The organism is Geomonas terrae (assembly GCF_004791675.1).
Lineage (GTDB): Bacteria > Desulfobacterota > Desulfuromonadia > Geobacterales > Geobacteraceae > Geomonas > Geomonas edaphica.
Genome location: NZ_SRSC01000003.1, coordinates 408,501 through 432,630, shown reverse-complemented (window position 1 = coordinate 432,630; position 24,130 = coordinate 408,501). Strand labels below are relative to the sequence as shown.

General features: G+C 61.5%; 19 protein-coding genes. 2 read left to right on the top strand and 17 right to left on the bottom strand.

The genetic code is table 11. From position 1 onward, the window contains the following. Positions 1-36 precede the first annotated feature (36 nt). From E4633_RS13715 to E4633_RS13705, 3 genes are all read right to left on the bottom strand, one after another. Complete coding sequence (locus tag E4633_RS13715) at positions 37-1,215, bottom strand: hypothetical protein (RefSeq protein WP_135870936.1); 1,179 nt, start codon at positions 1,213-1,215, stop codon at positions 37-39. A gap of 83 nt (positions 1,216-1,298) precedes the next feature. Continuing rightward, positions 1,299-2,834, bottom strand: a complete 1,536-nt coding sequence (locus E4633_RS13710; RefSeq protein WP_246038127.1) for an FAD-dependent oxidoreductase — start codon at positions 2,832-2,834, stop codon at positions 1,299-1,301. Positions 2,835-2,906: 72 nt separating this feature from the next. Further along, positions 2,907-3,254, bottom strand: a complete 348-nt coding sequence (locus tag E4633_RS13705; protein WP_135870934.1) for a cytochrome c3 family protein — start codon at positions 3,252-3,254, stop codon at positions 2,907-2,909. A gap of 583 nt (positions 3,255-3,837) precedes the next feature. On the opposite strand from E4633_RS13705, the gene E4633_RS13700 reads away from it, so the two are divergent. Continuing rightward, the gene (locus E4633_RS13700; RefSeq protein WP_135870932.1) at positions 3,838-5,469 is read left to right on the top strand and encodes a sigma-54-dependent Fis family transcriptional regulator; all 1,632 of its coding nucleotides are present in this window, start codon (positions 3,838-3,840) and stop codon (positions 5,467-5,469) included. An 80-nt stretch (positions 5,470-5,549) separates the two neighbouring features. Next, positions 5,550-7,835, top strand: a complete 2,286-nt coding sequence (locus E4633_RS13695; protein ID WP_135870931.1) for a Tex family protein — start codon at positions 5,550-5,552, stop codon at positions 7,833-7,835. Between the two features lie 207 nt (positions 7,836-8,042). On the opposite strand, the gene E4633_RS13690 is transcribed toward E4633_RS13695, so the two are convergent. From E4633_RS13690 to E4633_RS13625, 14 genes are all read right to left on the bottom strand, one after another. Continuing rightward, positions 8,043-8,489: a hypothetical protein gene (locus E4633_RS13690; RefSeq protein WP_135870929.1), complete on the bottom strand. Its 447-nt coding sequence runs from the start codon at positions 8,487-8,489 to the stop codon at positions 8,043-8,045. Positions 8,490-8,742: 253 nt separating this feature from the next. Next, complete coding sequence (locus E4633_RS13685) at positions 8,743-9,396, bottom strand: phosphatase PAP2 family protein (protein WP_135870927.1); 654 nt, start codon at positions 9,394-9,396, stop codon at positions 8,743-8,745. 82 nt (positions 9,397-9,478) lie between these two features. Further along, entirely contained in the window at positions 9,479-9,766 is a 288-nt protein-coding gene (locus tag E4633_RS13680; RefSeq protein WP_135870924.1) for a DUF2325 domain-containing protein, read from the bottom strand. 40 nt (positions 9,767-9,806) lie between these two features. Further along, positions 9,807-10,553, bottom strand: a complete 747-nt coding sequence (locus E4633_RS13675) for a DUF3793 family protein (RefSeq protein ID WP_135870922.1) — start codon at positions 10,551-10,553, stop codon at positions 9,807-9,809. A gap of 267 nt (positions 10,554-10,820) precedes the next feature. Next, on the bottom strand, positions 10,821-11,219 hold the full coding sequence (locus E4633_RS13670) for a hypothetical protein (RefSeq protein WP_135870920.1): 399 nt from the start codon (positions 11,217-11,219) through the stop codon (positions 10,821-10,823). 249 nt (positions 11,220-11,468) lie between these two features. Continuing rightward, positions 11,469-13,517: a type VI secretion system Vgr family protein gene (locus E4633_RS13665; RefSeq protein WP_135870918.1), complete on the bottom strand. Its 2,049-nt coding sequence runs from the start codon at positions 13,515-13,517 to the stop codon at positions 11,469-11,471. A 30-nt stretch (positions 13,518-13,547) separates the two neighbouring features. Continuing rightward, the gene (tssG, locus tag E4633_RS13660; RefSeq protein ID WP_281276778.1) at positions 13,548-14,543 is read right to left on the bottom strand and encodes a type VI secretion system baseplate subunit TssG; all 996 of its coding nucleotides are present in this window, start codon (positions 14,541-14,543) and stop codon (positions 13,548-13,550) included. Beyond that, positions 14,540-16,330, bottom strand: a complete 1,791-nt coding sequence (gene tssF / locus E4633_RS13655) for a type VI secretion system baseplate subunit TssF (RefSeq protein ID WP_135870916.1) — start codon at positions 16,328-16,330, stop codon at positions 14,540-14,542. The genes tssG and tssF overlap by 4 nt, the downstream gene beginning before the upstream one ends. A 6-nt stretch (positions 16,331-16,336) precedes the next feature. Continuing rightward, positions 16,337-16,813, bottom strand: coding sequence for a type VI secretion system baseplate subunit TssE (gene tssE, locus E4633_RS13650; RefSeq protein WP_135870915.1), 477 nt, complete (start codon positions 16,811-16,813; stop codon positions 16,337-16,339). A gap of 29 nt (positions 16,814-16,842) precedes the next feature. After that, positions 16,843-17,340 carry an Hcp family type VI secretion system effector gene (locus E4633_RS13645; protein ID WP_135870913.1) on the bottom strand — a complete coding sequence of 166 codons (498 nt, stop codon included), beginning with the start codon at positions 17,338-17,340 and terminating at the stop codon, positions 16,843-16,845. 28 nt (positions 17,341-17,368) lie between these two features. Continuing rightward, entirely contained in the window at positions 17,369-18,847 is a 1,479-nt protein-coding gene (gene tssC / locus E4633_RS13640) for a type VI secretion system contractile sheath large subunit (RefSeq protein ID WP_135870911.1), read from the bottom strand. Between the two features lie 14 nt (positions 18,848-18,861). Next, a complete protein-coding gene (tssB, locus tag E4633_RS13635; RefSeq protein ID WP_135870909.1) occupies positions 18,862-19,389 on the bottom strand; it encodes a type VI secretion system contractile sheath small subunit in 528 nt (175 codons plus the stop codon). Positions 19,390-19,412: 23 nt separating this feature from the next. After that, positions 19,413-20,714, bottom strand: coding sequence for a type VI secretion system protein TssA (gene tssA / locus E4633_RS13630; protein WP_135870907.1), 1,302 nt, complete (start codon positions 20,712-20,714; stop codon positions 19,413-19,415). Positions 20,715-20,724: 10 nt separating this feature from the next. Then, complete coding sequence (locus E4633_RS13625; protein ID WP_135871604.1) at positions 20,725-24,126, bottom strand: type VI secretion protein IcmF/TssM N-terminal domain-containing protein; 3,402 nt, start codon at positions 24,124-24,126, stop codon at positions 20,725-20,727. Positions 24,127-24,130: the final 4 nt, after the last annotated feature.

Here is a 24,130-nt window from a genome sequence, read left to right as displayed (position 1 = left end):
CGGGGGGAGAAACTCCCCCCGCGGTCCTTTCACCTTCTAGAAACTCATCTGCCACTTGGCGCCGGCGATCAGAGAACGCGGCTCCTTCTGCCCCAGGGAGTTCTTGAAGTCGTTGATGTAGTCGATCTCCGGGACGATGTTGAAGTGCTTGCCGACGGCATAGTTCACGTTGACGAACGAGGCCATGCGGGCGTCGGCGTGGGCGATCGAGTTGTCGTCGACCACGTAGGAGGCGCCGGTGTAAAGTGTCGCACGGTCGGTGACGCGGTAGCCCAACTGCCCGAAGCCGCCGTAGGTGTGCGAGTTCTTGCCGTGCAGCACGTCGTAGTAGGCGCCGTTGGCCTGGCCGGGGTTGGCGAGGGTGTTGCCGGTGCCGTTGCCGGTCGCGGTGCTCATGAGGTCGCCGGTGTTCTGGCCGGCGAAGACGTTGTAGCTGAACTCGAGCGGTGCGAGATCCACCTTGCCGTGGAAGAAGGCGAGGTAGGAGTAGATGTCGTGCTTGATCGGGGTCGAGTCGTTGACCGAGCTGGTGACCTTGTACATGTTGCCGGCAACACCGCCGCCGTAGGTCCAGTTGTCGAGTTTGCCTTCGTAGCCGACAACCATCTTCGGGAGCATGGTGTCGTAGTCGGTGTAGGTCGTCTGGTAGCTGTTCCCGGTCTGGCTGTAGGCCGCTGTCACGTCGGCGTTGGGCGAAACGTTGGTGGTGTTGTTGGCCTGGTTGCCGACGCGCGGCTGCATGGCGGCGACGTAGAGGCCGTTGTTCATGGTCACCTTGATGTTCGCGTAGCGGCCGTCCCAAAGCGAGCCGTAGCCGTTGAAGCCGCCGTCGCTGTCCCAGACCTGCTGCGAGCGGAACACGTACGGGCTCGGTGTCTTACCGATGCGCAGTTTCCCCTCGCCGAAATCCCACTCGGCGAAGAGGAGACGAACTTCCACACCCTTGGAGTACGCCTTCGGGTTGTAGAGACCGAGTTCGGCGACGCCGGAGTACTCGCCTTCTTTCACCTTCACGCCGATGAAGCTGTCGCCGAAGTTGTCGAGGCTGAAGTCGCTGTCGTGCCTCTTGTCGCCTGCGGCGTTGTAGAAGTTGTTCTGGGTCCAGAAGGTCCCGAGTTTGATGTTGCCGTAGGCGTTGAGGTCGACGGCCAGTGCCGGTGCGGAGCATGTCAGTACGCCGGCCAGTGCCATGGCGCCTAAATTCATTTTCTTCATGTACAGATCCCCTTACGATTGGTAGTCGTTGATCGTTTTGCACTGCCTGCCGCGGCGGCGTGCGCCACGGCAGGCTCTCCTCGTTACTTCTTCATCCCTGCGTACTTCAGTGCGTTCTCAGCCGCGATGCGGCCCGAGTTGATGGCGTAGCCTGCGGTGCCCCCACCGAGGAGGAGGTCGTAGCTGTCGCCGTACATCCCGCCGGAGTCGGTGCCGACCGCGTAGAGACCCGGGATCGGCTCACCCTTCGCGTTCAGCGCCTCGGTGTTGCCGCTGACCTTCACGCCGCCCAGCGTTCCAAGGTGACGCGGCAGCAGTTTGACGGCGTAGAAGGGACCGTTGGCGATGGGGCGGAGGTACTTGGCCTTCTTGTTGAACTGGCTGTCCTCACGCACGGCGGCGGACTTGTTCATCGTCTCGATGCTCGCCTTCAGTATCTTGGGATCCATGTTGAGCTGCTTCGCGAGGTCCTCGATGGTGTTCGCCTTGAAGGCGAAGCCGCGCTTTCTCGCGAGTTCCTTGTTGAAGGACTCGTCGAACTTCACGAGCTTGGTCCCCTGGAGGACCCACTCGCCCAGCGGCATCTCGATCCCCTTCTCGACGGCCTGCTTCCTGGTCGTCTCGTCGAAGATGGAGTAGGCGGTGCCGCCGATCCTGGTGATGGCGTTGCCGGCGTAAGGCCAGAACTCGACGCTCGACTCGTCTACGTAGCGCTCGCCGCGCGGGGTGACCCAGAAGTAGGGCTGCACCGCGAGGGCGATCATCTGGTCGGCCGGGTGGAAGCCCGGAAGACCGGGACGGTAAGCCTCGACGGTCCCCATACCTTCGAGCTGGGCGCCGACCTTCTGCGCCATCTGGATGCCGTCGCCGTCCTTGCCGATGTTGCCGACCGGGATCACCTCCGGGTACTCGATGTACTTCTTCATCATCTCCTTGTTGTTGGCGAAGCCGCCGGTCGCGACGATCACCGCCTTGGACCTGATCTTCAGCGTTTCACCCGACTTCTCCTTGGCCACCACGCCGACCACCTTGCCGTTGTCGGTGATCAGCTCGGTGCCCGGGGTTTCGAGGAGGATCTTCCCGCCGTGATCGATCACGTACTTCTCGAACACGTTGATCATCCTCTGGCAGTGGAAGTCCCTCGGGTTTTTATCCGGGTAGTCCGGGCCGGGGGCGATCACGTGCCAGGTGAGCGGGCCGCCGAAGCCGCCGACGCCGACGTACTCGATCTTCACGCCGAGGTCGTCAAGCCAGTCGATGGTCTCCGAGGACTTGTCCACGAAGTTCTTGGCGAGCGCGCCGTTCGCCTTCCAGTGGCTGTAGTTCATGATCAGCTTGAAGGCGAAGTCCTTGTTGACGTCGATGCCGATGCGCTTTTGCGGCTTGCTCTCCGCCGCGAAGACCCCTTCACAGAAGCTGCCGGTGCCACCTACTTTTGCCTGCTTCTCGAGAACGACCACCTTGGCGCCCAGCTGCAGCGCTTCGACCGCGGCCGCCAGGCCGGAAGTGCCGGCGCCCACCACAACTACGTCGGTGTTCATCTCTTTCTCAGCCAGGGCCGGTGCGGCGAAGGCGAGAACGGCGACGAACACCATCGCGATACCACGAACTCTTCTCATCGATTCCTCCATTAGATGCCCCGCTTGCGGGGTTGGTGAGACGCGGCGTTGCCGCGTACTTTAGGGTCCGGGCTACTTGTCCTTGAATTCGAAGTCGCTGTGGCACTCGAGGCAAAGGTACTCCGACGGGGCATGCACCTTGTGGCACTTAAGGCAAGCCATCCGCCCGAGGTGGGAGTCGTGCGGGTTGTTGTGCATCGCCTTGGTGCGCGCCGCCATCTTGTCGTAGCCGCCATGACATTCGAGGCATGCCGCCACTTCCGCGGCTGCCGTCGGCTTATCGGTCTTGTGGCAATCGGCGCAGCCGAGTCCTTCCGAGGCGTGCTTACCCTTGATGGTCGCCCCCTGCGCCGGCATGAGATTTCCCCACGCGCCGAGCGCCGCCAAAAGCGACAGGGATACGAGAACTTTCTTCTTCACTTGAACCTCCTATGGTGTTTGTTGCGGAGCTATCTCCCGAAAAAGTTGCTGCCTCCCCGCCTTTGCGACGGTTCACCCGACAAATCCGGGGCGGCGGATTTATGCCTACGAAGCACCGGACATGACCTCGCGCTCCCCCCTTCGCCAAGGCTACGGGGGGCAGGCTCCCCCTTTGCGAAGGGGGGACGGGGGGGATTTGCTTTTGTTCCTCAGTTTCCGTCGGCTGAACGGGATTCCAGGGGGGTGCTTTCGTCCTGAATGAACCCACCACGGTTTTTCAGTCATTTCCTGGTGTCGCCTGCGATGCTGCCTGACAAAGGCAAATCCCCTCTGTCCCCCCTTCGCAAAGGGGGGGACGCTAGGGCTTGTTCAGCGCTTCGTGGGCAGTTGCTTACCATCGCCAACCGAAACTCGTTCGATCTGGCAGAAAACGTGCTTGTTACGTGGGAATAGCAGCGAACGTGCCACGGATAAACAAATGTAATAACGGTGCGTTACAAGATTGATACGTATACAACGAGGAAATTGCCTATCATTATGATAAGGTCTTTTATTATTGTGATAGGCGTTCGAGGAGGCGGGGATGCAATCGACGGATCTGGATTTACGCGAGTTACTTTCCTTTCGTCCCGACGGGGGGACGATGTTCTTCATGGGGCGCAGGGCGCTCCTCTTCGACGCCGTCGCGCTCGGGCTTTTGCGCAAGGAGCTGATCGACTCGCTCGGGACGGCGGCGGCCAGGAGCATCCTGACCCGGTTCGGCTACACGCACGGCATGAGGACGGCGGAGAGTCTCAAAATGGAATTTCCCGATCTCTTCGCCGACAGCTGGACCGGCCCGAAGCTGCACATGCTACAGGGGATGGTGCGCGTCGAGGAAAACCAGCGCAGCAACGGCACGGACGGTGAGCCGAAGGTACAGTCCTACTGGTACGACTCCTACGAGGTGGAGCAGCACCTTTTGCATCTCGGGCTCTCGGAGGAGCCGGTCTGCTGGACCCTGACCGGTTTCGCAAGCGGCTACGTATCTTATTGGGCGGGAGAGAAGGTCTATTTCATCGAGGACCGCTGCTGCGGCAAGGGGGACGCGGTCTGTCACGTGGAGGGGCGCACCAGGGAACAGTGGGGCGAGGCGCTCGAGCCGCACCTCCCCTACTTCGAGTCGGAGAGCGGTGACGAGGTGTTTCAGACCCTCGCGAAGGCCCTGCGGGAAACGGAGGAGCGCCTTAAAAAACAGCGGCGCCAGATGTCGTGCCTGAGCGCGCCAACCGAAGAAGTCGGCTGCATCACGGCGCGCTCGAACGCCATGCGCCGCGTGGTCGAATTGACGCGCCGCATCGCGAGGGTCGACTCCTCGGTCATCGTGACCGGCGAGAGCGGCGCGGGGAAGGAGCGCATCGCACGCCTCATCCACGAGGAGTCGGCACGCACCGGACGCCCCTTCGTCGCGGTGAACTGCGGCGCCCTCACCGAGACGCTCCTTGAGAGCGAGCTTTTCGGGCACGTGAGGGGGGCCTTCACCGGTGCGGACCGCGACAAGATGGGGCTTATCGAGGCGGCCCACGGCGGGACGCTCTTTCTGGACGAGATTGGGGAGGTCTCCCCGGCGATGCAGGTAAAGCTTCTGCGCGTGTTACAGGAGCGCGAGGTGCGGCGGGTGGGAGAGAACGTCTCGCGACCGGTAGACATCCGGGTCGTCGCCGCCACGAACCGCAACCTCTCGGACGAGGTGACCAAGGGGAGCTTCAGGCGCGACCTCTACTACAGGTTGCGCGTAATCGAGGTGCGCGTCCCCCCGCTTCGCGAGCGTAACGAGGACATCCTACCGCTCGCCCGCATCTTCCTGGAGCAGGCCTCGAGGCGCGCGGGACGCAAGGTCACCGGTTTCACCCCGAAGGCGGCGGACCAGCTCCTGCGCTACACCTGGCCCGGCAACGTGCGGGAACTGCAGAACGCCGTGGAGCATGCCGTGGCGCTTTGCGAGGACAGCAGGGCGGATCTGGAGGACCTTCCCGAGGAGCTGAGGTCGGCGCTGCCGCGCGCGGGTATCGTCGAATCGGTGCGCCCGCTCGAGGAGGTGGAGCGGGAATATATTCTCGCGGCGCTGAGAGCGACCGGCAACAACAAGGCGCGCACCGCCTCGGAGCTCAACATCGGCGTCGCCACCCTCTACAGAAAGCTCGCCGACTACGAAAAGCAGGGCTTCCTCGCCTAGCGCGCGGCGGGAAAGTTCTTGCCCCCAGGCCCCAAAGAGTGTAAGAAGTACCTCTTTTTTCGGGAGGGTTACTTTTGACCATGCACGCGACAGACATACAGGAACTCTTTGAAATCGTTGTAGAAGAAAGCGGACTGCCGCGCAAGGGCGTGCTCGCCACGGTGGCTCTTTTGAACGAGGGGGGCACCGTCCCCTTCATCGCGCGTTACCGTAAGGAGCAGACCGGCGAGCTGGACGAGGTGCAGATCCGCGAGATCGAGGACCTGCTCGCCTACCACCGCGAACTGGCCGAGCGCAAGGCGACGGTGCTCAAAAGCATCGAGGAGCAGGGAAAGCTCACCCCAGAGCTCTCCGCACGCATCACCACCTGCCGCAAGAAGACCGAACTCGAGGATCTCTACCTACCCTACAAGCCGAAGCGCCGCACCAAGGCGACCATCGCGCGCGAGCGCGGCCTGGAGCCGCTCGCCCAGTTGGTTCTCGCACAGGAACTCACCACCGGGACGGCTGCCGAAGCCGCGGCACCCTTCGTGAACGCCGAACTCGGTGTGGCCGACGCGGACGCAGCACTCGAAGGCGCCTCGCACATCATCGCGGAGCAGCTTTCCGAGGACGCCGACCGGCGCGCCATGGTGCGCGACCTCACCCGCGGGGAGGGGATCTTCTCTTCTCAGCTTCTGGGCGAGGGGGCGGACCGCGAAGGCAAGTTCAAGATGTACTACGAGTACCAGGAGTCTCTCAAGACGATCCCATCGCACCGCATGCTGGCGATGCGCCGCGGCGAGAAGGAGGAAGTCCTGCGTCTCAACCTCCTGGCGCCCGAAGAGGAGATCGTTGCGCGCCTGAAGGGTGGACTCGTCAAACGCGAGAGCGTCTTCAAGGGAGTGCTGGAAGCGGTGGCACTCGACGCCTACAAGAGGCTCATCGCCCCCTCCATCGAGGTGGAGCTGAGGCTCGAGGCGAAGACGAAGGCGGACGAGGCGGCCATCGCCGTCTTCGCGCAGAACCTCAGAAACCTTCTCCTGCTTCCCCCCGCCGGCGGAAGGCGCGTCCTCGGGGTCGACCCGGGTCTGCGGACCGGCTGCAAGCTTGCCGCCGTCGGCGAGACCGGGACCTTCCTCGAACATTCGACCATCTACCCGCATACCGGCGGCCCGAAGGCTGATATCGCCGGGGCGGAACTCCTGCGCCTCATCGAGCGTCACGACCTGCGCCTGATCGCCATCGGCAACGGCACCGGCGGGCGCGAGACCGAGGTGTTCGTGCGCGAGACGCTGCGCGCGGCCGGGGTGAAAGCCGAAACGGTGATGGTGAACGAGGCGGGCGCCTCGATCTACTCGGCGTCCGAGATCGCACGCGAGGAGTTCCCGGAGTTAGACCTCACCGTCCGCGGCGCAATCTCCATCGGCCGCAGGCTGCAGGACCCGCTGGCGGAGCTGGTGAAGATCGATCCGAAGAGCATCGGGGTCGGGCAGTACCAGCACGACGTGAACCAGTCGCTATTGAAGAAGGCGCTCGACGCGGTGGTGGAGTCCTGCGTCAACTACGTCGGCGTCGACCTGAACAGCGCGTCATGGGCGCTTTTATCCTACGTGGCGGGCCTCTCGGAGAGCCAGGGGCGCGCCATCGTGAAATACCGCGACGAGAACGGCGCCTTCCCGACCAGGCAGGCGCTGCTCAAGGTGCCGCGCTTCGGACCGAAGGCGTTCGAGCAGGCGGCGGGCTTTCTACGCATCCGCGGCGGCGACAACCCGCTCGACAACACCGCGGTGCACCCGGAGAACTACGCGGTCGTGGAGAAGATGGCGGCGGACCTTGGGGCCACCTTGGCGCAGCTCGCCGCTGATGCCGGGCTTTGCGCCGGGATCAAGCTCGAGCGCTACGTGACCGAGGTCATCGGCCTTCCGACCCTCAAAGACATCCTGGCCGAGCTTAAAAAGCCGGGGCGCGACCCGCGCGAGCAGTTCCAGACCGCGACCTTCAGGGAAGACGTCGTCACCATAGCCGACCTGAAGGAGGGAATGATCCTGCAGGGGGTGGTGACCAACGTGGCCGCTTTCGGCGCCTTCGTCGACATCGGGGTGCACCAGGACGGCCTCGTGCACGTAAGCCAGCTCTCGCACCGCTACTGCAAGGACCCGAACGAGGCGGTTAAGGTCGGCGAGATCGTGAAGGTGAAAGTGCTCTCGGCGGACCCGCAAACGAAACGCATCTCCCTCTCCATCAAACAGGCCGAGCCGGAGAAGACTCAAAAGGGTGCGGCGCCGAAGGGGCAACCGCCGAAGGGGCAGCCGAAGGCAAGGGAGCAGAAACCGGCCAACGACGCGTCCGCGTGGGAGCGGGCGGGGTTCAGGGTTAAGAAATAGGCTAGATCTCCTCTCCCCCCGGGAGAGGGGCAGGGGTGAGGGCGTAGCCATCGGCACCACTTTGCTAGCGGCACAGCCCTCACCCGCCCTTCGGGCACCCTCTCCCGAAGGGAGAGGGGATGGACGCTTCGTCGGAAATAAAAAAAGGGGCTGCCGGATCATTCCGGCAGCCCCTTTCTCATTTTGATAAACAGCGTGCTTTTCGTATCAGCAGGCGCTTCTCAGGAGCTTGCGACCGCTCTTGAAGACGACCTCGACCTTGCCGGACTGGCAGGCGGCGACGACGCCGGTGCCGAAAACGGGATGGGCGATCAGCGTGTTCGGCTTGAACTTGCCGTCCATGCTGTACGTTACAGCCAGGTCCGGATCGAGCGGTTCGATCATCGCTTCCCAGATCGCCTCATCCGAGACGGCCGGGGCCTTTGCCGCCCTGGTGCGCGGCGTCTTCGCCACTTTTTCAGCCTTTACTCCTTTCACTGCGGCGGCCTTTGGTTCTTTCGCGGGACGATGGTTGTGCTCGCTGCCACAGGTGTTGCATTTCACTCGCACCACCTGTCCCCCCACCATCGCCACGATGGTGTGGTTCAAGAGCGCCTTGCAACGCGTGCACTGCGAATCAACCATATCTCCTGCCGTTAAAGTTCTTCTTTCCATTGGGCCTCCCTGACCTTTTTATGCTCAAACAAAAAGGGCTTAACCGAGGCGGCTAAACCCTTTCCATGCGTTATCTGAGTGCGGTGCTTCCTGCCCCGCCATCTGCTACGTATCGTTGGTTTAACGTTAACTATTTCCTTGATGTGCCGTTGAAATATAAGGGATTTCGGCTTCGGATGCAAGGGAAAAAGCAGGCGGAAAAGCCGCACCTGACGCGGCGCTGCGGGCGAAGTGGCCGTATACGAAAGCTAATTTAGGATGTGGCGCCGCCAGGGGCCTGCTTCCTGAAGAGCAAGCGGAAAAGGACGATCTCCAGCAGTACGCCGAGGTAGGCGCCGGTCAGGACGTCGCTCAGGAAATGGTAGTTCGTGGCAATCAGGGCGAACCCGAGCAGTACCCCGGTGACGGTCACCAAGATGCGGCTGCCGGGATAAAAGCGCCATAAAACGGCGAGGAGTGCGGTGATCACGAGCATGTGTCCCGAAGGAAACCCCTCGCAGTGCTCCTTCATCTGGAACCAGTGGAAGCCGTAGATGCTTGGGTCGCGCAACCAGCAGCGCGTGTTGCTGCGACCGAAGACGATTTTCAGCAGGGCCTTCGCCAGATAGGAAGATGGTGCAACCCAAAGCACCTCCCTGGCGAAGAGGGTGAGCCGGTCGTAGATGGCGTGTCGGGAGCGACGTAGGTAGATCGCGAACGCCCCTGCCATGGACATGAGCACCACGAGCAAGAGCAGATCGGGAAGGTCAGAGGTAGTTCTGGACCAGTGGGCGTTGGCGTAGAGGTAGTCCCTGATGAAGTGTGCAAGGGGGACGTCGAGGTAGAGGATGCAGAAGACGACGACCGGGGCAAGGACCACCCCGGTCGTTATCATCCTTTTGATTGTCTGGTTGCTGGTATCGGTCATGCAGGTCCTGTACGGCGGAAGTGTCAAACAAGGCTACACGTAGCACAGGTCCGGTGCAACATGAAATACGTCATGCCGACGGCTAGTGCCCCTGCTTCAGACACTCCAGGCAGTTCCTGAAGGTGCAGATGCCGCAGGCGTGATGCATGAATACCGGTATGTCCTTCGCCTTTGCCACCTGCATCGCTTCGATCTTCACACGATGCGACACCTTGTTGGTGAAGATGACCATGGCGTCGGCCTTTTTGAGTTTCGATGCGATGTTGGTTTCCGAGGTGCTGAAGAACTGCAGCGTCATCCCCGCACGTTGCGCCTCTTCCAGGTAGTGCTTACCCAAGCGATCCATCCCTCCGATCAGAGCTATACACATAACGCCCTCCTGCCCGGCTTGCGGGCTTTGACATTCATTTTCACGACACTGACAAAAAAACGGTTGGTACTGCGTTGTAGGAATCTGCAACTCCCGCTGCGACGCTTCTTAAGCACTGCAAGGGGCTGCAGCCAGCGGCGAGCTTTTCGGACATTCTGCCGCGGCACTCGCGGTGGCACTCGGCGAGGCGCAGACTCTGCTCCGGGTTGCCGAAAATCTTCCAGGGTCCCTGGCAGGTGAAGGCCAGCGGCGCCCATCCCATGAAGCCGACCACATCTTTCAGCGGGTAGCCGAGGAAGACGCCGATCTCGTGCGGGAACCCCTCCCCCGTCACCCGTTTTTCCAGTTCATCGAGGGTGGCGTCGAGATCATCCGGGTTGCCGTAACCGGATTTGCGTAGGATTATGGACGCGCTCTTTTGCGAAAGGAGCTCGCTAAGCGCTTGCTGCGAGTAGAGCAGGAGAAGGATCGATGAACCGCGGTCGTCGAGGACCCGCACCTTGAGGCCGCTTTCCGCGAGAAGGACCTCGCCGTGTTCTTTCCAGAGGAGGTAAAGGTTTCTGCCGCAGGAGCGGTGCTTGTTGGTGAGACAGACGAGATTGGCTGGTTTCGCGCCCTGCAGCACCTCGGCAAGCTCGAGGGCCAGGAAGGAGGCAAGACATTCCTCTTCCGTCGGGTAGAGCCCGGCAAAATCCTGCCAGGAAGCCCGCGACCCGCGTATTGAACCCGCCGCATCGACACCTTGCACCGCTGACAGATCCTCTTTCACAGCAACAGCAACTTTCATCTCCCCTCCACAGCTCCTCACAGAGAATTCCAATAATCTCTCAACACCTTACCGCACTGACAACGGTCCTTCGGTTCAATCCATTTTGCGATAATGAAAACTGTTATCATTTTTATAAAGAAGAAGTGGTCTGGTGTCAACAGTTAAATTTTAGGTGAGGTGATCAGCGGAACACTTGTGAGGAAGCGGTGGTCAAAAGTGTTTAAGGGACGGTGACAGTCGCCCCGGCTTCTGTTGGCGGCAGAGGCCAGGGCGTATGCCGTTATGTCAGTTGCCCCAGGGCTCTGTGAGGTGCAGCGCCTTTTTCAAAGCCTCGTCGGCAGCCGCAATGTTGTCCGGCTCTCCCAAAAGCGCCTCCACCCATTGATTCATGGCATGGACGCGACGCACCTCTGGCAGAGACGACAAGAGCAACGACGCCAGTTCGTCGCTCTTGCCCTCGAAGTCGATGTCCAGGTACCAAAGGGCCAGGACATAGGAGGCTATCCCCTGCTCTGAGGCGAACCCTTTGTTTTCTGCCAGCTCGACAGCGGCGGTTAGAAACTGGAGGCGCTGTTCGCGTTCGATCCTGTGGTAGTCGGCAAGGTCGCGCTCGAACGCAGCATCCAGGCGCTCCAGAAAGGCAGCGTGTGCAGCCTCATTCAGCTGTTCGGTCCGTATTTCCATGATGCCTCCTCAACGTTCTTGTGAGGCTGTGCGATTTTCATCCTGTCATCGCGCAGCGCGTTGTCGATCAGGAAGAACTTTCTAGCTATCCCCGGGATGCCGTCTTCGGTAAGGTACCATTGCACAGGTCCGAAAAAACTCTATCGCTTCCTTCAGACTGCGGCACCCGCCTGAAAAGATCAGACCTTCGAGGCTTTCAATATCATTTTCCTCATCCTGTCGGCCGGACCAGCCGATTCACGGTCATGGTCATCTGTCGCATAATGGTGCATGTACCGCATTCGCTCTTTCAAAAGACTTTGTTTGAGGGTTAGCCTGTGAAAGGTCGGCGACCTGTTTTGCGCCGGTACTCGCCGCACCTGTCCCTCCGGCTTCTTTGGGTGGCTTCGGCTGTTCCGGGGATGCCCCCGTGCAAAACGCCGGCAAGCCGCCGCTGTTGATCAGAACCATATTGCCGACTATGGTGACCCCGGCAGCACTTATATTGATGAAGTTATCTCCCACCTTCAGCGACAGCTGCGTTGAAGATTCAATTACGACGTTCTTGGCAGCTTTTATCTGAAGCAGTTCTCCCGCCTGCAAGGCGCATGTCGCCTCCACCTTCAGTTGGAGATCGGCGCCTACTGAAACGGACAGGGTTCCGTCGATCTTTTCATTGCAATCTCCCAGCACATTGAGGTGCTGGTCGCGCGACACCTTCTCCAACCGGTCCCGGTTCACGATCAGGTGACGGTCCTGCCCTACCCATTCCAGTGAGTCCTCCTCCACCCGGGTCGCCTGCTCCCGCTGCGCGTGGATGTACAACTGCTCCTCTCCCTTCTTGTCCTCGAAACACAGTTCGTTGTGCCCTCCCCCTTCGGGAGTCGAACACGACTTGATGCAGCTCCTCGTTTTCTGGAGTGGCAGCTGGTACGGCGGCAGGTTCTGACCGTTGTGCAACTGGCCGACTATGATGGGGCGGTCCGGGTCTCCTTCCAGGAAGTCCACGACGACCTCCTGTCCTACCCGCGGCAGGAACAAGGCGCCCCAGCCGCTGCCCGCCCAGAGCTGGCTCACCCTGATCCAGCAGGAACTTTTGTCGTCACGCTTTCCCTCGCGGTCCCAGTGAAACTGAACCTTCACCCGCCCGTATTGGTCCGTGTGGATTTCCTCGCCCGGCGGTCCCACTACTGTCGCAGTCTGGACGCCCTGCAGAACTGGCTTTGGCGTCAGACGCGGCGGACGGTACGGAGTAAGGTAAGGGATGCAGTCGAAACTGTTCCGGTAGCTCGACGGCGCATCGGTACCGTAGCCTTCAACGGCATCATGGCGGACCGACACGAGAAGAAGGTCCTTGCCATCGAGATCCGCGTTGCCGTGCCCCGTCAAGGTGAAGCGGTAGCCGCTCACAAAGGCACGGCAGTCACTCCCGCCTGTGACAGTAACTGAACGTGCCTCTTCTTCCTCCATTCGTATCTTCGCCAGCCGTTCCCCCTGCGCCAGTTGCTCATAGCCGCCCGGGACATCGTAAACCTCACGAATAGCGCCGGAGTGGCCGGGAGTGTTGCTTTGCACTTTCAGACTGGTACGAGGAACAATGAAGTTGTAATCGTTGAGGGAATATCTTGTAGAACGAAGCTGTCGGGATACTTCAAGAGAGGTGATGACGTCTTCTTCACGGGTGCCACTGGCACTGATCAGACAGGAGGCTTTCTGCTGGAAAGGGCAAGGAAGATGCGCGTCCGGGGAATCGGCAAGGACCATGGTGTGTCGCCCCTTTTCATGCCTAAAGAAGTAGAAGATGCCTTCCTCTTCGAGCAAGCGCGACACGAAGTTTAAATCGGTTTCTCTGTACTGCACACAGAACTCTCTTTTCTCATAGCTCCCGCGTAATTGGAGTTGGTACCAGGAAAAGCCATGATCCGCGAAGACGCGTTCCACTATCTCCGGGGTGGACAGGTTCTGGAAAATCCTTATGTTGGCGCTTTCGCTAAGACACCAGAACCAGGGGACCACCGTGCAGTGAAATGAAGAGAATCTCGCATCCGCCCCCGCCTCGTCGCCTGTCCGTCCCTGCGAGAAGGTCGAGATAATGCCGTTCAGGTATCGTATGTGGCCGTCGGAAAGCGTAATCGAGACTGTCACGTTACTTCCGAGTAAGGAATCACCTGGGACAGCATGTTGTTCCGATAGTAGAGACAGCTCGAATTTGAAGCTGGACGATATCCCTTCTTCCCCGCTCAGTTCACTAAGAAGCAGGACGTCGTCACCTAGTATGGTGTTTATGGACAAGAGCCGGTCTTGTTGGATGAATGCCATCGTTTCCTCAGTCATAGGTACAGGATGAGATCAAGCAGCCATAAGTTTTGCGAGTTCCTCCGGGTGGATCGTCACGAACGGATCGGCATCGAGGATGAGACACGGAGCCTTGATCCAGGTGGAAAACCCAAGGCTCGGAGTACCGAAGCTTGTCGAACCAAGCTTCGTGCCGGGGACATCATCCCGCTTCAGAACAAGCCTTATTTCGAACTCGTACTCGAGCCCCGCGAGAAACCGCACCAACGAAACCAAATGCTTCAGCGTCCGGGGTGCCGAGAGTTCGATAAAGTCCTGGTACCCCATGGGACCGAGACATAGCCGGAACGTTGACTGGATCTCGTTGGCTTCGCAGCCGCAGACGGCATCCTCGCCGAGCCTGCAGTTCGCCTGTCCCAGAGTTGCCAGATCTGACTTTTCCAGTGCAACGACGCGCGGCACGAATGGTTCGACATCCGCCTTCACCCCGAAAACAGCTGTGACAATGCGCGCGATGGTTTCGGCCGACGCTCCCTGCCGGCTCGCCTCACCGCAAAAGTGCAACAGTGCCGCTTCCGAGGCGGTGAGGTGTTCCCGCAGCCCGCTCGTACCGAGTCCGAGAAAGCTGAAGAGATGGCTGGAGAAGACATCGCTGTGGTCACGCTTTTTCTGCGGCAACAGCGCGTTTCGTTTCCAGGCGCGGTAAAAGAGGGAAACAAGACGGTGCTGAAAGAGGTCGTAGAAGTCGCCCATGGCGTGATCCTTCGCCGCCTCCCGCGCGAGGACCAGTTCGTGATACCAATGCGGCAGCATTCCGGATGGACCGATGAGCCCCATGTGGGCAACTTCGACCTGGACGACGCCGTCCTCACCGCAGCTCACACCGGTGACGTCGCCTGCGGGAAAGGTAAAGCCTTTCCTAGCCTTGAAGCGGATTCGCTCTGTGTCAGGCGAAATTGCCTCACCGACTCCCACGACGCCCGGATGCATCCGCTCCAGCAATTGGACGACCTGAAAAAATCGAGCGCCCTTCAGCGCTTTCCTTTTCACAGCAGCACCCTGTCGCCGCTTCGGGGCGGCCAAACCTTGATGACAGTGTCGTTGCTTGCGTCCCTGGCGACCACCTGTACGAAGGAATTCACCGAAACGTACTGCCCGAGGAATCTCTCCAGAATCGAGGAGAAGAGGTAAACGCCGCTGCCTACGTACTTTTCCTGGTCAAGAACTACGGCCACTTCGGTCCCCCGGCAGAAGCCTCCTCCCACCCTTCTGGTGACGTGACGCGAGCTTACCGTGACGATGCCGCTGATCTGCTGCCGGGTGGCTGGCGACGACGCAAAATCGTACAGCAACAGTAGTTCCCTCAGTGCACCTGCTCCACCATCAACGAGAGAAAGGTAGTTCAAAGAGAGATGGGAGATCAGATGCCGCTGCCGGGCGCCATCAAGCGAGGGGCGCAAGGGCATGGTCGGCTTGATGAGGCAGGTGATCGCCGTTAAAGGCGCCGCAGACTCGGTTTCGAATGCGCAGGCGGGAGCGCCGATGGAGAGTTTCGCAGGAAGATCGCGGTTGGAGCAGGTGGCGCGGACCAATACCGTTTCGTCGCTCGGCGCGGTTCCATCGCCAGCAGGGTCGCAAAAGGAAAGGAAGACCTCGGTGCCGCCGTCGTGCGGGCGTGAGGCCGGCCGTCGCTGCAGCTGCCATAGGCCAGCAACTTCACCATCTTCTAGGTTGCAATCGGGGTAGACCGGGCGGTAGCGCTTCACCTCACCGGGCGAGGAGGCCGCGGTGGAAGTCACCTCATCCACGGTGAGCACCTCCATCGCCCCCTCCCGTCTCAGGTCCGGAACCACGCGGTAATCACTCTTCCGGTGATCCAGCCTGATCGGCTCAGCTATCCTTTGAAACGCATTCACGACAGGGGTCGCGTAGAGGCAGAAGGTCTCCGGTCCGACAGTGAGAGGTTCCGGCACAGCGGTATCGAGGTAGCAAATCAGATCCAGAGCGCGGCCGAACGCGCCATTTCTAAGTACGGACAGTCCGGCAATTTCGAAGAAGAGGAACTTCTGAGGAAATGCGAAGTATTCAAGGAGCAGCCGGTAGCCCGGAAAGGAGCGCTCCGGGTACGGGAAAAGCCCCTCGTCCGTGGCAAAGCCCACTGGACGCAGGCAGCTCGGTGCCAGTTGCAGCGAGGCGGCGGACAGGGTGTCTGCAGATGTACATTCCACGTTACAGACGTGGTTCATGAGCAACTGGTACAGCGGGAAGACGACCTGGGGTTGGCCGTTCAGATAAAATCGCAGGGTATCACCCTGGAAGCGGGAAAAGTCGAGGCCGTTGTGAAAGGACAACCTGATCCTCAACATCTGCTGCGCGCCCTTGACCAATTTCCCCGGCGTCTCCAGGCGCGCGTCGGTCACCTCGATGGGCCAGAGGGTAACAGGATAGGCCGTCCTGAACCGGCAGGAAGTCCCGTCAACCGGCCTGGAGAAGAGCTCCGTCCCCCTTGCGACGTGATAACCCGCCTCGGGGACGTTCCTGAAGAGCGGTGCGAAGCGCACCACGGACAGCGACGGGATCGGAGCGGTCAGTTGCGGGTAGAGAACTTCCAAGAGCGACTGGGTGATCTCCGGCAGACCGTCCTCGATCCTACGCTGAATGCGGGCGCACAAAAAGGCACACGCCTCGATCAGGCGCTCGGTGTGCGGATCCTCGCACTTGCCCGGCTCGAGCAGGAGCCTCCCCGCGATCTTCGGATATTTCCTGGCGAAGTCGCTCCCCATATCGCGCAGGAAGCTCAGCTCTCTTTCGAAGTAGTCGAGGATGTCATCGGGCATGGCAGGTCACGAGAGGATGGTGTAGGAACCGCTGTTGATGTCGAAGTGTGTATCGAAGGCAGTGGGAAGTGCCACCGGCTCGATGTGCAGCACGGCCTCGATGCGGAAACTCAGGGTGCGCTCACCCGGCGTCGGACCCAGGCGGACCGTCACGTCCTTAAGCCGCGGCTCGAAAGAGGAAAGGAGCCTGACGATCTCCAGGCGTATCGCCTGCCGCACCGTCTGAGATCGCGGGTTTTCGAGGCTGAAATCGCGGCTGCCGTAGGTGAGGATGGATCTATCTGCATGCGGAGCGGGTCTGCCGTTCGAGGTGATGCTCGTGCATGACCGGGTGTTGAAGAGGTTCTCCAGGTCGCGCAGTACCGACGTGACCAGCGCGGTTATGCCAGTGCGTGAAAACTGGACAGGCTCATCCGGGCTTTCCGGCTGCTGGTCCATGAGCCTGTCCAGTAACGACCTTGCCGGTTCCGGCTGGTATCGCATAGCCCCTCCCGATCAGGATGCCTGTTCCGTTACACCTTCTTGTTCGTCTCGAGGTTCCACCCCGCCGCCACCTGTCCGCCGCCGGAGCCGTCGGCGCGCATCTGCTGGGTGTAGGCGATCTCGATCTTGCCGAAGTTGAAGGCGATCTCCTCGACCGGGATCGCCTCGCCCGCATGGGCGCTGCCGCCTGGCCGATCGAGGCTGATGATGACGTTGGAGAGCTTGTACTCCATGTATTTCAGCTTGTCCCCGCCGGCGCGGCAGATCTCGAGGGTCACGCTCGGGATGTGTTTGCCGTTGGCGCAGGCCTCGAAGAGCTTGGGGCTCGACTTGTCCAGTACCTTCACGACGCTGAAGTCGGAAAAGCTAGCCCGCTCCGCCGACGCACCTCCCGCGCTGCTCGCGGTGCCGGAGGTGGGCTGGGTGACGGAGAAGTTGTAGGAGAGCACCTCGATCCAGTCCCTGTGTTTGTCGTCGCTGCTCTCTCCCGGGATCCCTTCGATCTTAAGGAAGGCATCAAAGGCCATGGTGCATCCTCCTGTGCGCGTTTACCCTTCAGCCGTTTTGGGGCGAAGGGAGGTTGGCGACGAGCCTCAGCGATATGGTGAGCTCGTCGAGTTGGTAATGGGGTTTCAGGAAGGCGACGGCCCGGTAGCATCCCGGCCGCCCCGGCTGGTCGTACACCTCAACGCGGGCCTCGCGTAGCGGAAAGCGCGACTTCATCTCCTGTCCCGCATCGTCGTCTAAAAGAACGTACCGGGAGATCCAGCGGTTCAGGTAATCCTCAACGTTCTTCCTGGTCTCGAAGCTCCCCACTTTGTCGCGCATCATCGCCTTCAGGTAGTGGGCAAAGCGCGACACCGCGAGGATGTAGGGTAACTGCCCGGAGAGTCTCGCGTTCGCGTTGGCGAGGTCGGTGTCGTAGAGCTTCGGTTTGTGTGCGCTCTGCACGCTGAAGAAGGCGGCTGTGTCGGTTCCCTTGCAGTGCACCAGCGGGACGAAGCCCAAATCGGCAAGTTCCTTCTCGCGCCGATCCGTGATGGCCATCTCGGTCGGGCACTTCGCGGCCAACTCCCCCTCACCGGTGTCGAAGGTGTGGATGGGAAGGTCGGCAACCGCTCCGCCCCCCTCGACGCCGCGTATGGCAGCGGTCCAGCCGTAGCGGGAAAAGGCGTCGGTGACGCGCCCGGCGAGGCAGTAGGCGGCATTGCCCCAGAGATAGCTGCAATGCTCGGCCGTCTCCTCCTCGAACTGGAACGATTCCGCCGCTTCGCTTTCCGGCGTGTAGGGAAGCCGCATCAGCACGTGCGGCAGACAAAGCGCCACGTACTTGGCATCCTCGGACATCCGGAAGGAGCGCCACCTGGTGTACTCGCCCCCCTGGAAGATCTTCGCCAGGTCGCGCGGGACGTCCATTTCGGTGTAGCTTTCCAGCCCAAACATGGTGGATGAAGCGGAGGTGAGAAGCGGTGCGTGCGCCGCTGCCGCCACCTCGGACATGCGCGCCAGCAAGGTCAGATCCTGCGGTGAGTTGCCGAACTCGTAATCCCCCACGAGGCAGCCATAGGACGCGCCGCCGAAGGTGCCGAATTCCTCCTCGTACACCTTTTTGAAAAGCGCGGACTGGTCGAACTCCGCCGCCTTCTCCATGTCTCCGGCGAGCTCCCGCTTGGAAGCGTTCAGGACGCGAACCTTAAGGTTGCTCCCCGTCTCGGTCCGGTTCACGAGGGACCATAGCCCGCGCCACGAAGCTTCCAGTTTCTGGAATTCCTGATGGTGCATGATCTCGTTCACCTGGTCGCTGATCAGCCGGTCGAGCTGGGCGATCCTCGCGAGAATCATTCGGGAGGTGTCCCCGGTGACCGTGATCTCTCCATCGACCACCTGCCGCACCAGCTCGGTCAGCATCTCGCGCGCGTATTCCTTCTGCTCTTCGCAACGCGCAAGTCGCCCTTCGCTCACGATCAGGTCGAACAACGGGCCGCCAGGCCGAGGCACGGCGCACTGCATCGTTTCTCTCTCCTGTTCTTCCATGCCATCCTCCTTTGTCAGGCGCCCTCCCCGCTCCCGGTTTCGCCCTCACCGGGTCGGTGACAGATCGCCTTCAGGGCATCGCCACTCTCCAGCAGATCCCGCAGCAGTTCCTCCAGCCGGTCGTTGCCGTCCAGCCGGTTCAGCAGATCCGCGAGCCTGCGCCTTGCTTCCACCAGCTTCCGCAGCGGCTCGACCTGCTGCGCCACACGTTCGGGACGAAAGTCTTCGAGGGCCCCAAAACGAAGCTGGACGCCGAACTCAGAACCGTCACCGCAGAGCGTGTTGGCGACGCGGAAGGCGAGCCTCGGCTTCATCCCTTCCATCACGTGATTGAAATTGTCCCTGTCGATTTCCACGAACCTCCTTTCCTTCAGCCTTGGAAGGGGCGCGGACGGCGCTCCCGACAGGTCGGCGAGGACTCCCACCACGAACGGGATTTCCTTCACCTCGACCCCGTCCCCCACCTCGACGTCGTAGGTGATGCGGACCCGCGGCGCCCTCACCCGCTCCAGCTTGTGCTGCAGACTTTCCGAAGTGACCATGGTCCCTCCCTTTTCCGTTGCGATCAGATGCGGTACTGCATTGCCTTCGTCACGTCGAACGAGCAGATGCGTCGTAAAAGCAGTTGCGCGAGTTCCAGGTCCCTCTCCAGCGGACCTCCGGCTATGAGACAGCGGTAGTAGGTTTCCAGCACCTCTGCAATCCAAAGCGGCGACTCCCAGCGCTCCAGGTGCAACTCCTCGATGATGCCGTGCAGTTCCTCGACGATCGGTCGCGCAAGGTCCGGTCGCCCGGCTTCGAGGCAAAGCAGTCCCATTTTGAGCCTCATACGGTTTCTATCGCGTACCGAGCCGGCAGCATTCGCCGCATACAGGAGCATGGCGAGGGCTTCCTGAAAGCGTCCCGCTGCCAGCATGGCGAGCGCCTCGTCCCAGAGCGCATCGGCGGCGGGCGCGGCAGTTATAACCTCCGATACCGCCGCTACCGGCGCATGCGCGGTGCCTCCGGCCGCGCTCTGCTCACGGTGCACTGCTGAATCGAGCACCGGGGCGAGCGGGTCAGCATGAGCGGCGGGAACTCCACCATAGACGCGGTCGAGCAGCGCACTGCAGGCGTCGATCACCCCGATCAGATCGGACAGGCTGGGCGCTGCGCCGCTAAACTTCTCCTCGAGCAGCGCCACTAAAAGCTCGAGGCTTTCTTGGCAGCCGGAGAGCTGTGCGCGGGTCTCCCTGGCAAAGCGCCCCTTCGACTGCTCGGCGGCGGCGTCGAACGCCTCGGCACTCACGGCATCCTCGGCGAGAAGCGCCTCGCGCCTGTTCTTTTTCTCCTCGTCGATCTCGCCGTAGCGGTTCTTCGTCTCCGCCTCGCTGCCGACCTGGCGGGACTGCTGCCACTTGAGCCATGAATACCCGTGCGTGACCTCGGGGTCGGTGAGGGGGATCAGCCTGACGTGCAGCGCCACCTTTTCGTTCAGGAACTGGAAGGGCGCGGCACGGTACTCCAGGTCGCCGCCTTCGGGCTGGGGGTAGATCCCTTCCCAGAACCGCTCCACGAGGCCCGCAACCAGCCGTACCCCCTGCTCAAGGCCGCGGAAGCCATGCAGCACGGTGAGGGCCTCGGCAAGCCAGACGGCAATCTGCAGGTCCTTGCTCCGCGTGCTCAGCGCCGATACGGTTAGGGCAACCGCCTTCTCCCAGTTCGCGGTCTTCACGGAATGCCGCCAGTCCCCCATGGAGATGGCATCCTCGCAGCGCCTCGCCTCCATGATCTCCTCGTAGCAGGTCGTGTAGCGCAGGTCTGTTCCAGCCGGGTCCGTCCCAGGTATGGGCAATAGCAGTTCGTCGATGACTATTCCTTGTGTCATGGCGCCTCCCCTAATCCCAGCATTCCGCGATCCTTGCCGGAACCCTGGCCGGCAGCGAATCCTCCTTGGGCGGTGCGATGCCGTCGGCCCCGAATAAACGGTAGTTCACGCGGATGAACCGTATCCCCATCCGTTCCAGCGCCGCCTTCTCGTGCGGAAAGTCGCATGGACGGAAGGTGTGCCTGCCCCCGGGGAAGTCCCGAAGAAACGCGGCGAAACCGTCGCTTCCCGGATACCTCCTGGTGAGAACGGTGTCTCCCACCTCGATCTGGAAAACGACGTCACCGCAGGCTTCCGGAGTCCAGATGAAGGGCTTGCTCACGGGGTAATTCATATTGGAGATGACCTGGGAGCCGGTAGCGCAGTTAAGCTCCAGCCTGGTCCCCTGAGGTTTTACGCGCGCCTCGGCGTTCGCGTCGGTGGGGAGCCCCTTGATGGTGACCTGGTAGACCGCTTTCGGCGGCGGGACGACCGAGGCGAGTTTCACCTTCCCTCCCCTCGCGAGGAAGGAATAAAATTCGGGTCGGAACGGGATCGATCCGCCGAGGGCTGACTTCGGATAGTAGCCGCGCGCCGGGCTCCAGCCGATGAAGGGGTTGGCGTAATCACCCACATACTTCCACACCGGCCCGTCCTTTCCGAGTAGGTACTGCAGCGTCTGTGCGCCCGCGCTCCCCTGCACTTCCTTCAACACCGTCTGCTCCCACTGCGACTGCAGCACGCAGGCGGTCTCCATCCTTATGTAAGTGCCGTAGAAGGTGATCGGACCGAAAAGAAGCCGGTAGAAGGTGTCGTCGTCGCCTCCCTGCATCAGCAGCCTGTTTAACTTCTGCGCCGCGTCCGCTGCCTGAAATAATGGTGATTTTCCCGTTTCCGAAGCATCGGTGAAGGCCTGCAGCGCCATCTTGTGGGCGAGCGCCCGCGATTTGGCCACCGGTGCGACCTGCGCCACCGCGTTCAGATACTCCTTCGCGAGGTTCACCCCTTCGCTGTTGCCGGAGAAGCCACTGATCTTGTCCCCGGAGCGGCCCATCGCGCCGGCCACCCGGCTCACCTGCCCGGGGAAGGAGGCGACCCCGGCAGGGCCGGCCGAACGAAGTGCCTGGAATCGATACAGCTCTGTGACCCACGACGGCAGCGCCTCGTTGCCAAGCGGCTCGATTTCGTTCAGCGCCCTGCGCATGAAACTGAAATACGGTCCCTGCTCCCCCGCCATGACCGCCGCGGTGCTCTGCCACTCGCCCGGGGCAAGCAGGCGCTGCTCTCCCAGCGGAAGTGAAACGGCGAAATCCTGCCACGCCTGGAAGGAAGCCAAGCGGTGACGGTGCAGGAAATCGGTGCGCATCGCATCGAGCCCCCCCGCATCCGGATACGCGGCGCAGATCTCGTCCAGGAGGAGGCGGAGCCTTTCACTCCCACGACGGGTGAAGACAGGCATGATACCCGGCTCACCTGCCGTGGTCCGCGATCCGTGCCAGAACTCCTTGAGGGAAAGCGCCTCCCCCGCCTCCTCCCGGTTCACGTAGTCCAAGAGCCAGGAGAAGTCGTTGTTCCTCGCGGCTGTCGCCTGCTTCAACAGCTGCTGAAGCCACTGCCGCTCATGAGTAATGCCGGTCTGGTCGGTGCGCCATGCTACGTAGGCGAGGTAGAGCTTCTCGGCATCCGGCGGCGCAACCCCCTGCGGCCATGCCAGGGGCGGGCGCTGCGACGTAACATCGGCAGTTTCGTCCTCCTCGCTCTCCAGACGCTCCTTCAGAAGGTTGCAACGCCGGCATAGATGGATGATGCAGGTCCCGACGACCTCGTCCGGGGTATTCGGGGAGAGGCTCGTAACGGCGGCGACCAGCCCCGCATCGGCGCCGTTAAGGATGTGATCGCGGAAGCCGCGGCAATAAAGACTTTTGAGTGTCTGTTCCGCGTCGAGGCTGCGGGTGAGACCGAAGCGCGGTACCCACCACCCGCGGTTCTCCTGCTCCACCTCGACGATGGCGCTGCGCATCCTCTCCAGGACGGCGCTGTCCGCAGCTGGCTCGCCTCGTAATTGCGGCGCTGTGACGGCAAGGGGCGCGGCGCTTCGCAGCACCGCCAGGTTTTTCATGAAGGAGCCGGTCAGCAGCAGACAGAGGGAAACGCCGAAAAAGAGGCAGCAGGCAAGGACGAGGTTATCCGAGGTATGGCGCCACTTCGCGCTCCGCGCACTAGGCGCCCAAAGGCCGCGGTCCCGCGGGAGCACCTTCTCGAAAAAGTCATGCAGGAAGAGGCCTTGCCTCCCCCCTGAGTCTCCACCCTGCGCATCGCTTGCCGCAGATGGTAAGGCACCGTCTGCGCAATGCCGCGCGCTGCACAGGTAGATGCCTCGCAAGCGGGGCGTTTCCTGGTAATGGTTGCTCGCGAAGGCAGCTCGCATGAAGATGTCGAGCACGGAACGGAGACCGCGCAGCCGGTCCGGAAACAGGAGCCGCCGCCCGTTCCAGCCTGACGCACTGCCGCCCTGCAAAAGCAGCAGGCGCAACGCACGCAGGCGTTCATCCAGCGTCACCATAAGCCGGTCCGCGAAGGCCGAAGGTTCTTCTCCCGGATTGAGCTTCGCAAGCCCCATCGGCTGGAGCAGGCTCGCTGCAGGGAGCTGTCCGCAGAATTCGCTCATACCGTCGATGAGGTCGCACCTGGTGATGAGGAGGTAGACGGGGAAGGTGATACCAAGCAGGCGGATCATCTCGTCCAGGCGGCAACGCAGCTCGCGCCCCTGGTCCTCCAGGTCGTCGCCGGCTCCTGCCGCAAGCTTGTCAGCCGCCACGGTGATGATGACCCCGTTCACCGCCTCGGCACGACGGTACTTTTTCAAAAGAGCGAGAAATGCCAGCCACTCTTCGCGGTCCGCCGTATCGAGCGGCACCGCATAGCGCCCCGCCGTATCGACGACGATCCCCTGGTCGTAGAAGTGCCATGTGCAGTTCGCCGTCGCGGCTTCTTCCCCCTGGGCTTCCGCGAAAGGTGAGAAGAGGTGCGCGCCACGCACTGCGCTCGTCTTTCCGGAACCGCTCTCGCCTATGACGAGATACCAGGGAAGAACGTGCAGCGGGTTCCCCTCCTGTTTGAGGTTCGAGCTTTTGAGCACACCGATGGCGCTCCGCCAGTTCTGCTGCAGTTCCCAGAGGCGGTCCCTCCCCGCCTGGGTCAGTTCGCCCGGCAGGGTGTGCGGCGGCTCCTTTGGGGCCTCCTCGGATTTCTTTAGCAGCACCCTCCTGATCGCTTCGAGCATCCCCCACAGAAAAAGGGCGATGAACGGCATGAGGATGCCGATGCGCCATGGCCAGGTAAGCACCGGGAACATCACGAGGACGATCACCGCCATCGGCAGCAGCGCCGCTATGAAAAGCAAGTACTTGCAGCAGTTGAGCAAGGTGTACATCTTC

Excerpts from the sequence above, each read along its gene's own strand:
- E4633_RS13715 (WP_135870936.1), bottom strand. The coding sequence starts at position 1,215 with ATGAAGAAAATGAATTTAGGCGCCATGGCACTGGCCGGCGTACTGACA.
- E4633_RS13710 (WP_246038127.1), bottom strand. The coding sequence starts at position 2,834 with ATGAGAAGAGTTCGTGGTATCGCGATGGTGTTCGTCGCCGTTCTCGCC.
- E4633_RS13700 (WP_135870932.1), top strand. The coding sequence starts at position 3,838 with ATGCAATCGACGGATCTGGATTTACGCGAGTTACTTTCCTTTCGTCCC.
- E4633_RS13695 (WP_135870931.1), top strand. The coding sequence starts at position 5,550 with ATGCACGCGACAGACATACAGGAACTCTTTGAAATCGTTGTAGAAGAA.
- E4633_RS13690 (WP_135870929.1), bottom strand. The coding sequence starts at position 8,489 with ATGGAAAGAAGAACTTTAACGGCAGGAGATATGGTTGATTCGCAGTGC.
- E4633_RS13685 (WP_135870927.1), bottom strand. The coding sequence starts at position 9,396 with ATGACCGATACCAGCAACCAGACAATCAAAAGGATGATAACGACCGGG.
- E4633_RS13680 (WP_135870924.1), bottom strand. The coding sequence starts at position 9,766 with ATGTGTATAGCTCTGATCGGAGGGATGGATCGCTTGGGTAAGCACTAC.
- E4633_RS13675 (WP_135870922.1), bottom strand. The coding sequence starts at position 10,553 with ATGAAAGTTGCTGTTGCTGTGAAAGAGGATCTGTCAGCGGTGCAAGGT.
- E4633_RS13670 (WP_135870920.1), bottom strand. The coding sequence starts at position 11,219 with ATGGAAATACGGACCGAACAGCTGAATGAGGCTGCACACGCTGCCTTT.
- E4633_RS13665 (WP_135870918.1), bottom strand. The coding sequence starts at position 13,517 with ATGGCATTCATCCAACAAGACCGGCTCTTGTCCATAAACACCATACTA.
- tssF (WP_135870916.1), bottom strand. The coding sequence starts at position 16,330 with ATGCCCGATGACATCCTCGACTACTTCGAAAGAGAGCTGAGCTTCCTG.
- tssE (WP_135870915.1), bottom strand. The coding sequence starts at position 16,813 with ATGCGATACCAGCCGGAACCGGCAAGGTCGTTACTGGACAGGCTCATG.
- E4633_RS13645 (WP_135870913.1), bottom strand. The coding sequence starts at position 17,340 with ATGGCCTTTGATGCCTTCCTTAAGATCGAAGGGATCCCGGGAGAGAGC.
- tssC (WP_135870911.1), bottom strand. The coding sequence starts at position 18,847 with ATGGAAGAACAGGAGAGAGAAACGATGCAGTGCGCCGTGCCTCGGCCT.
- tssB (WP_135870909.1), bottom strand. The coding sequence starts at position 19,389 with ATGGTCACTTCGGAAAGTCTGCAGCACAAGCTGGAGCGGGTGAGGGCG.
- tssA (WP_135870907.1), bottom strand. The coding sequence starts at position 20,714 with ATGACACAAGGAATAGTCATCGACGAACTGCTATTGCCCATACCTGGG.
- E4633_RS13625 (WP_135871604.1), bottom strand. The coding sequence starts at position 24,126 with ATGTACACCTTGCTCAACTGCTGCAAGTACTTGCTTTTCATAGCGGCG.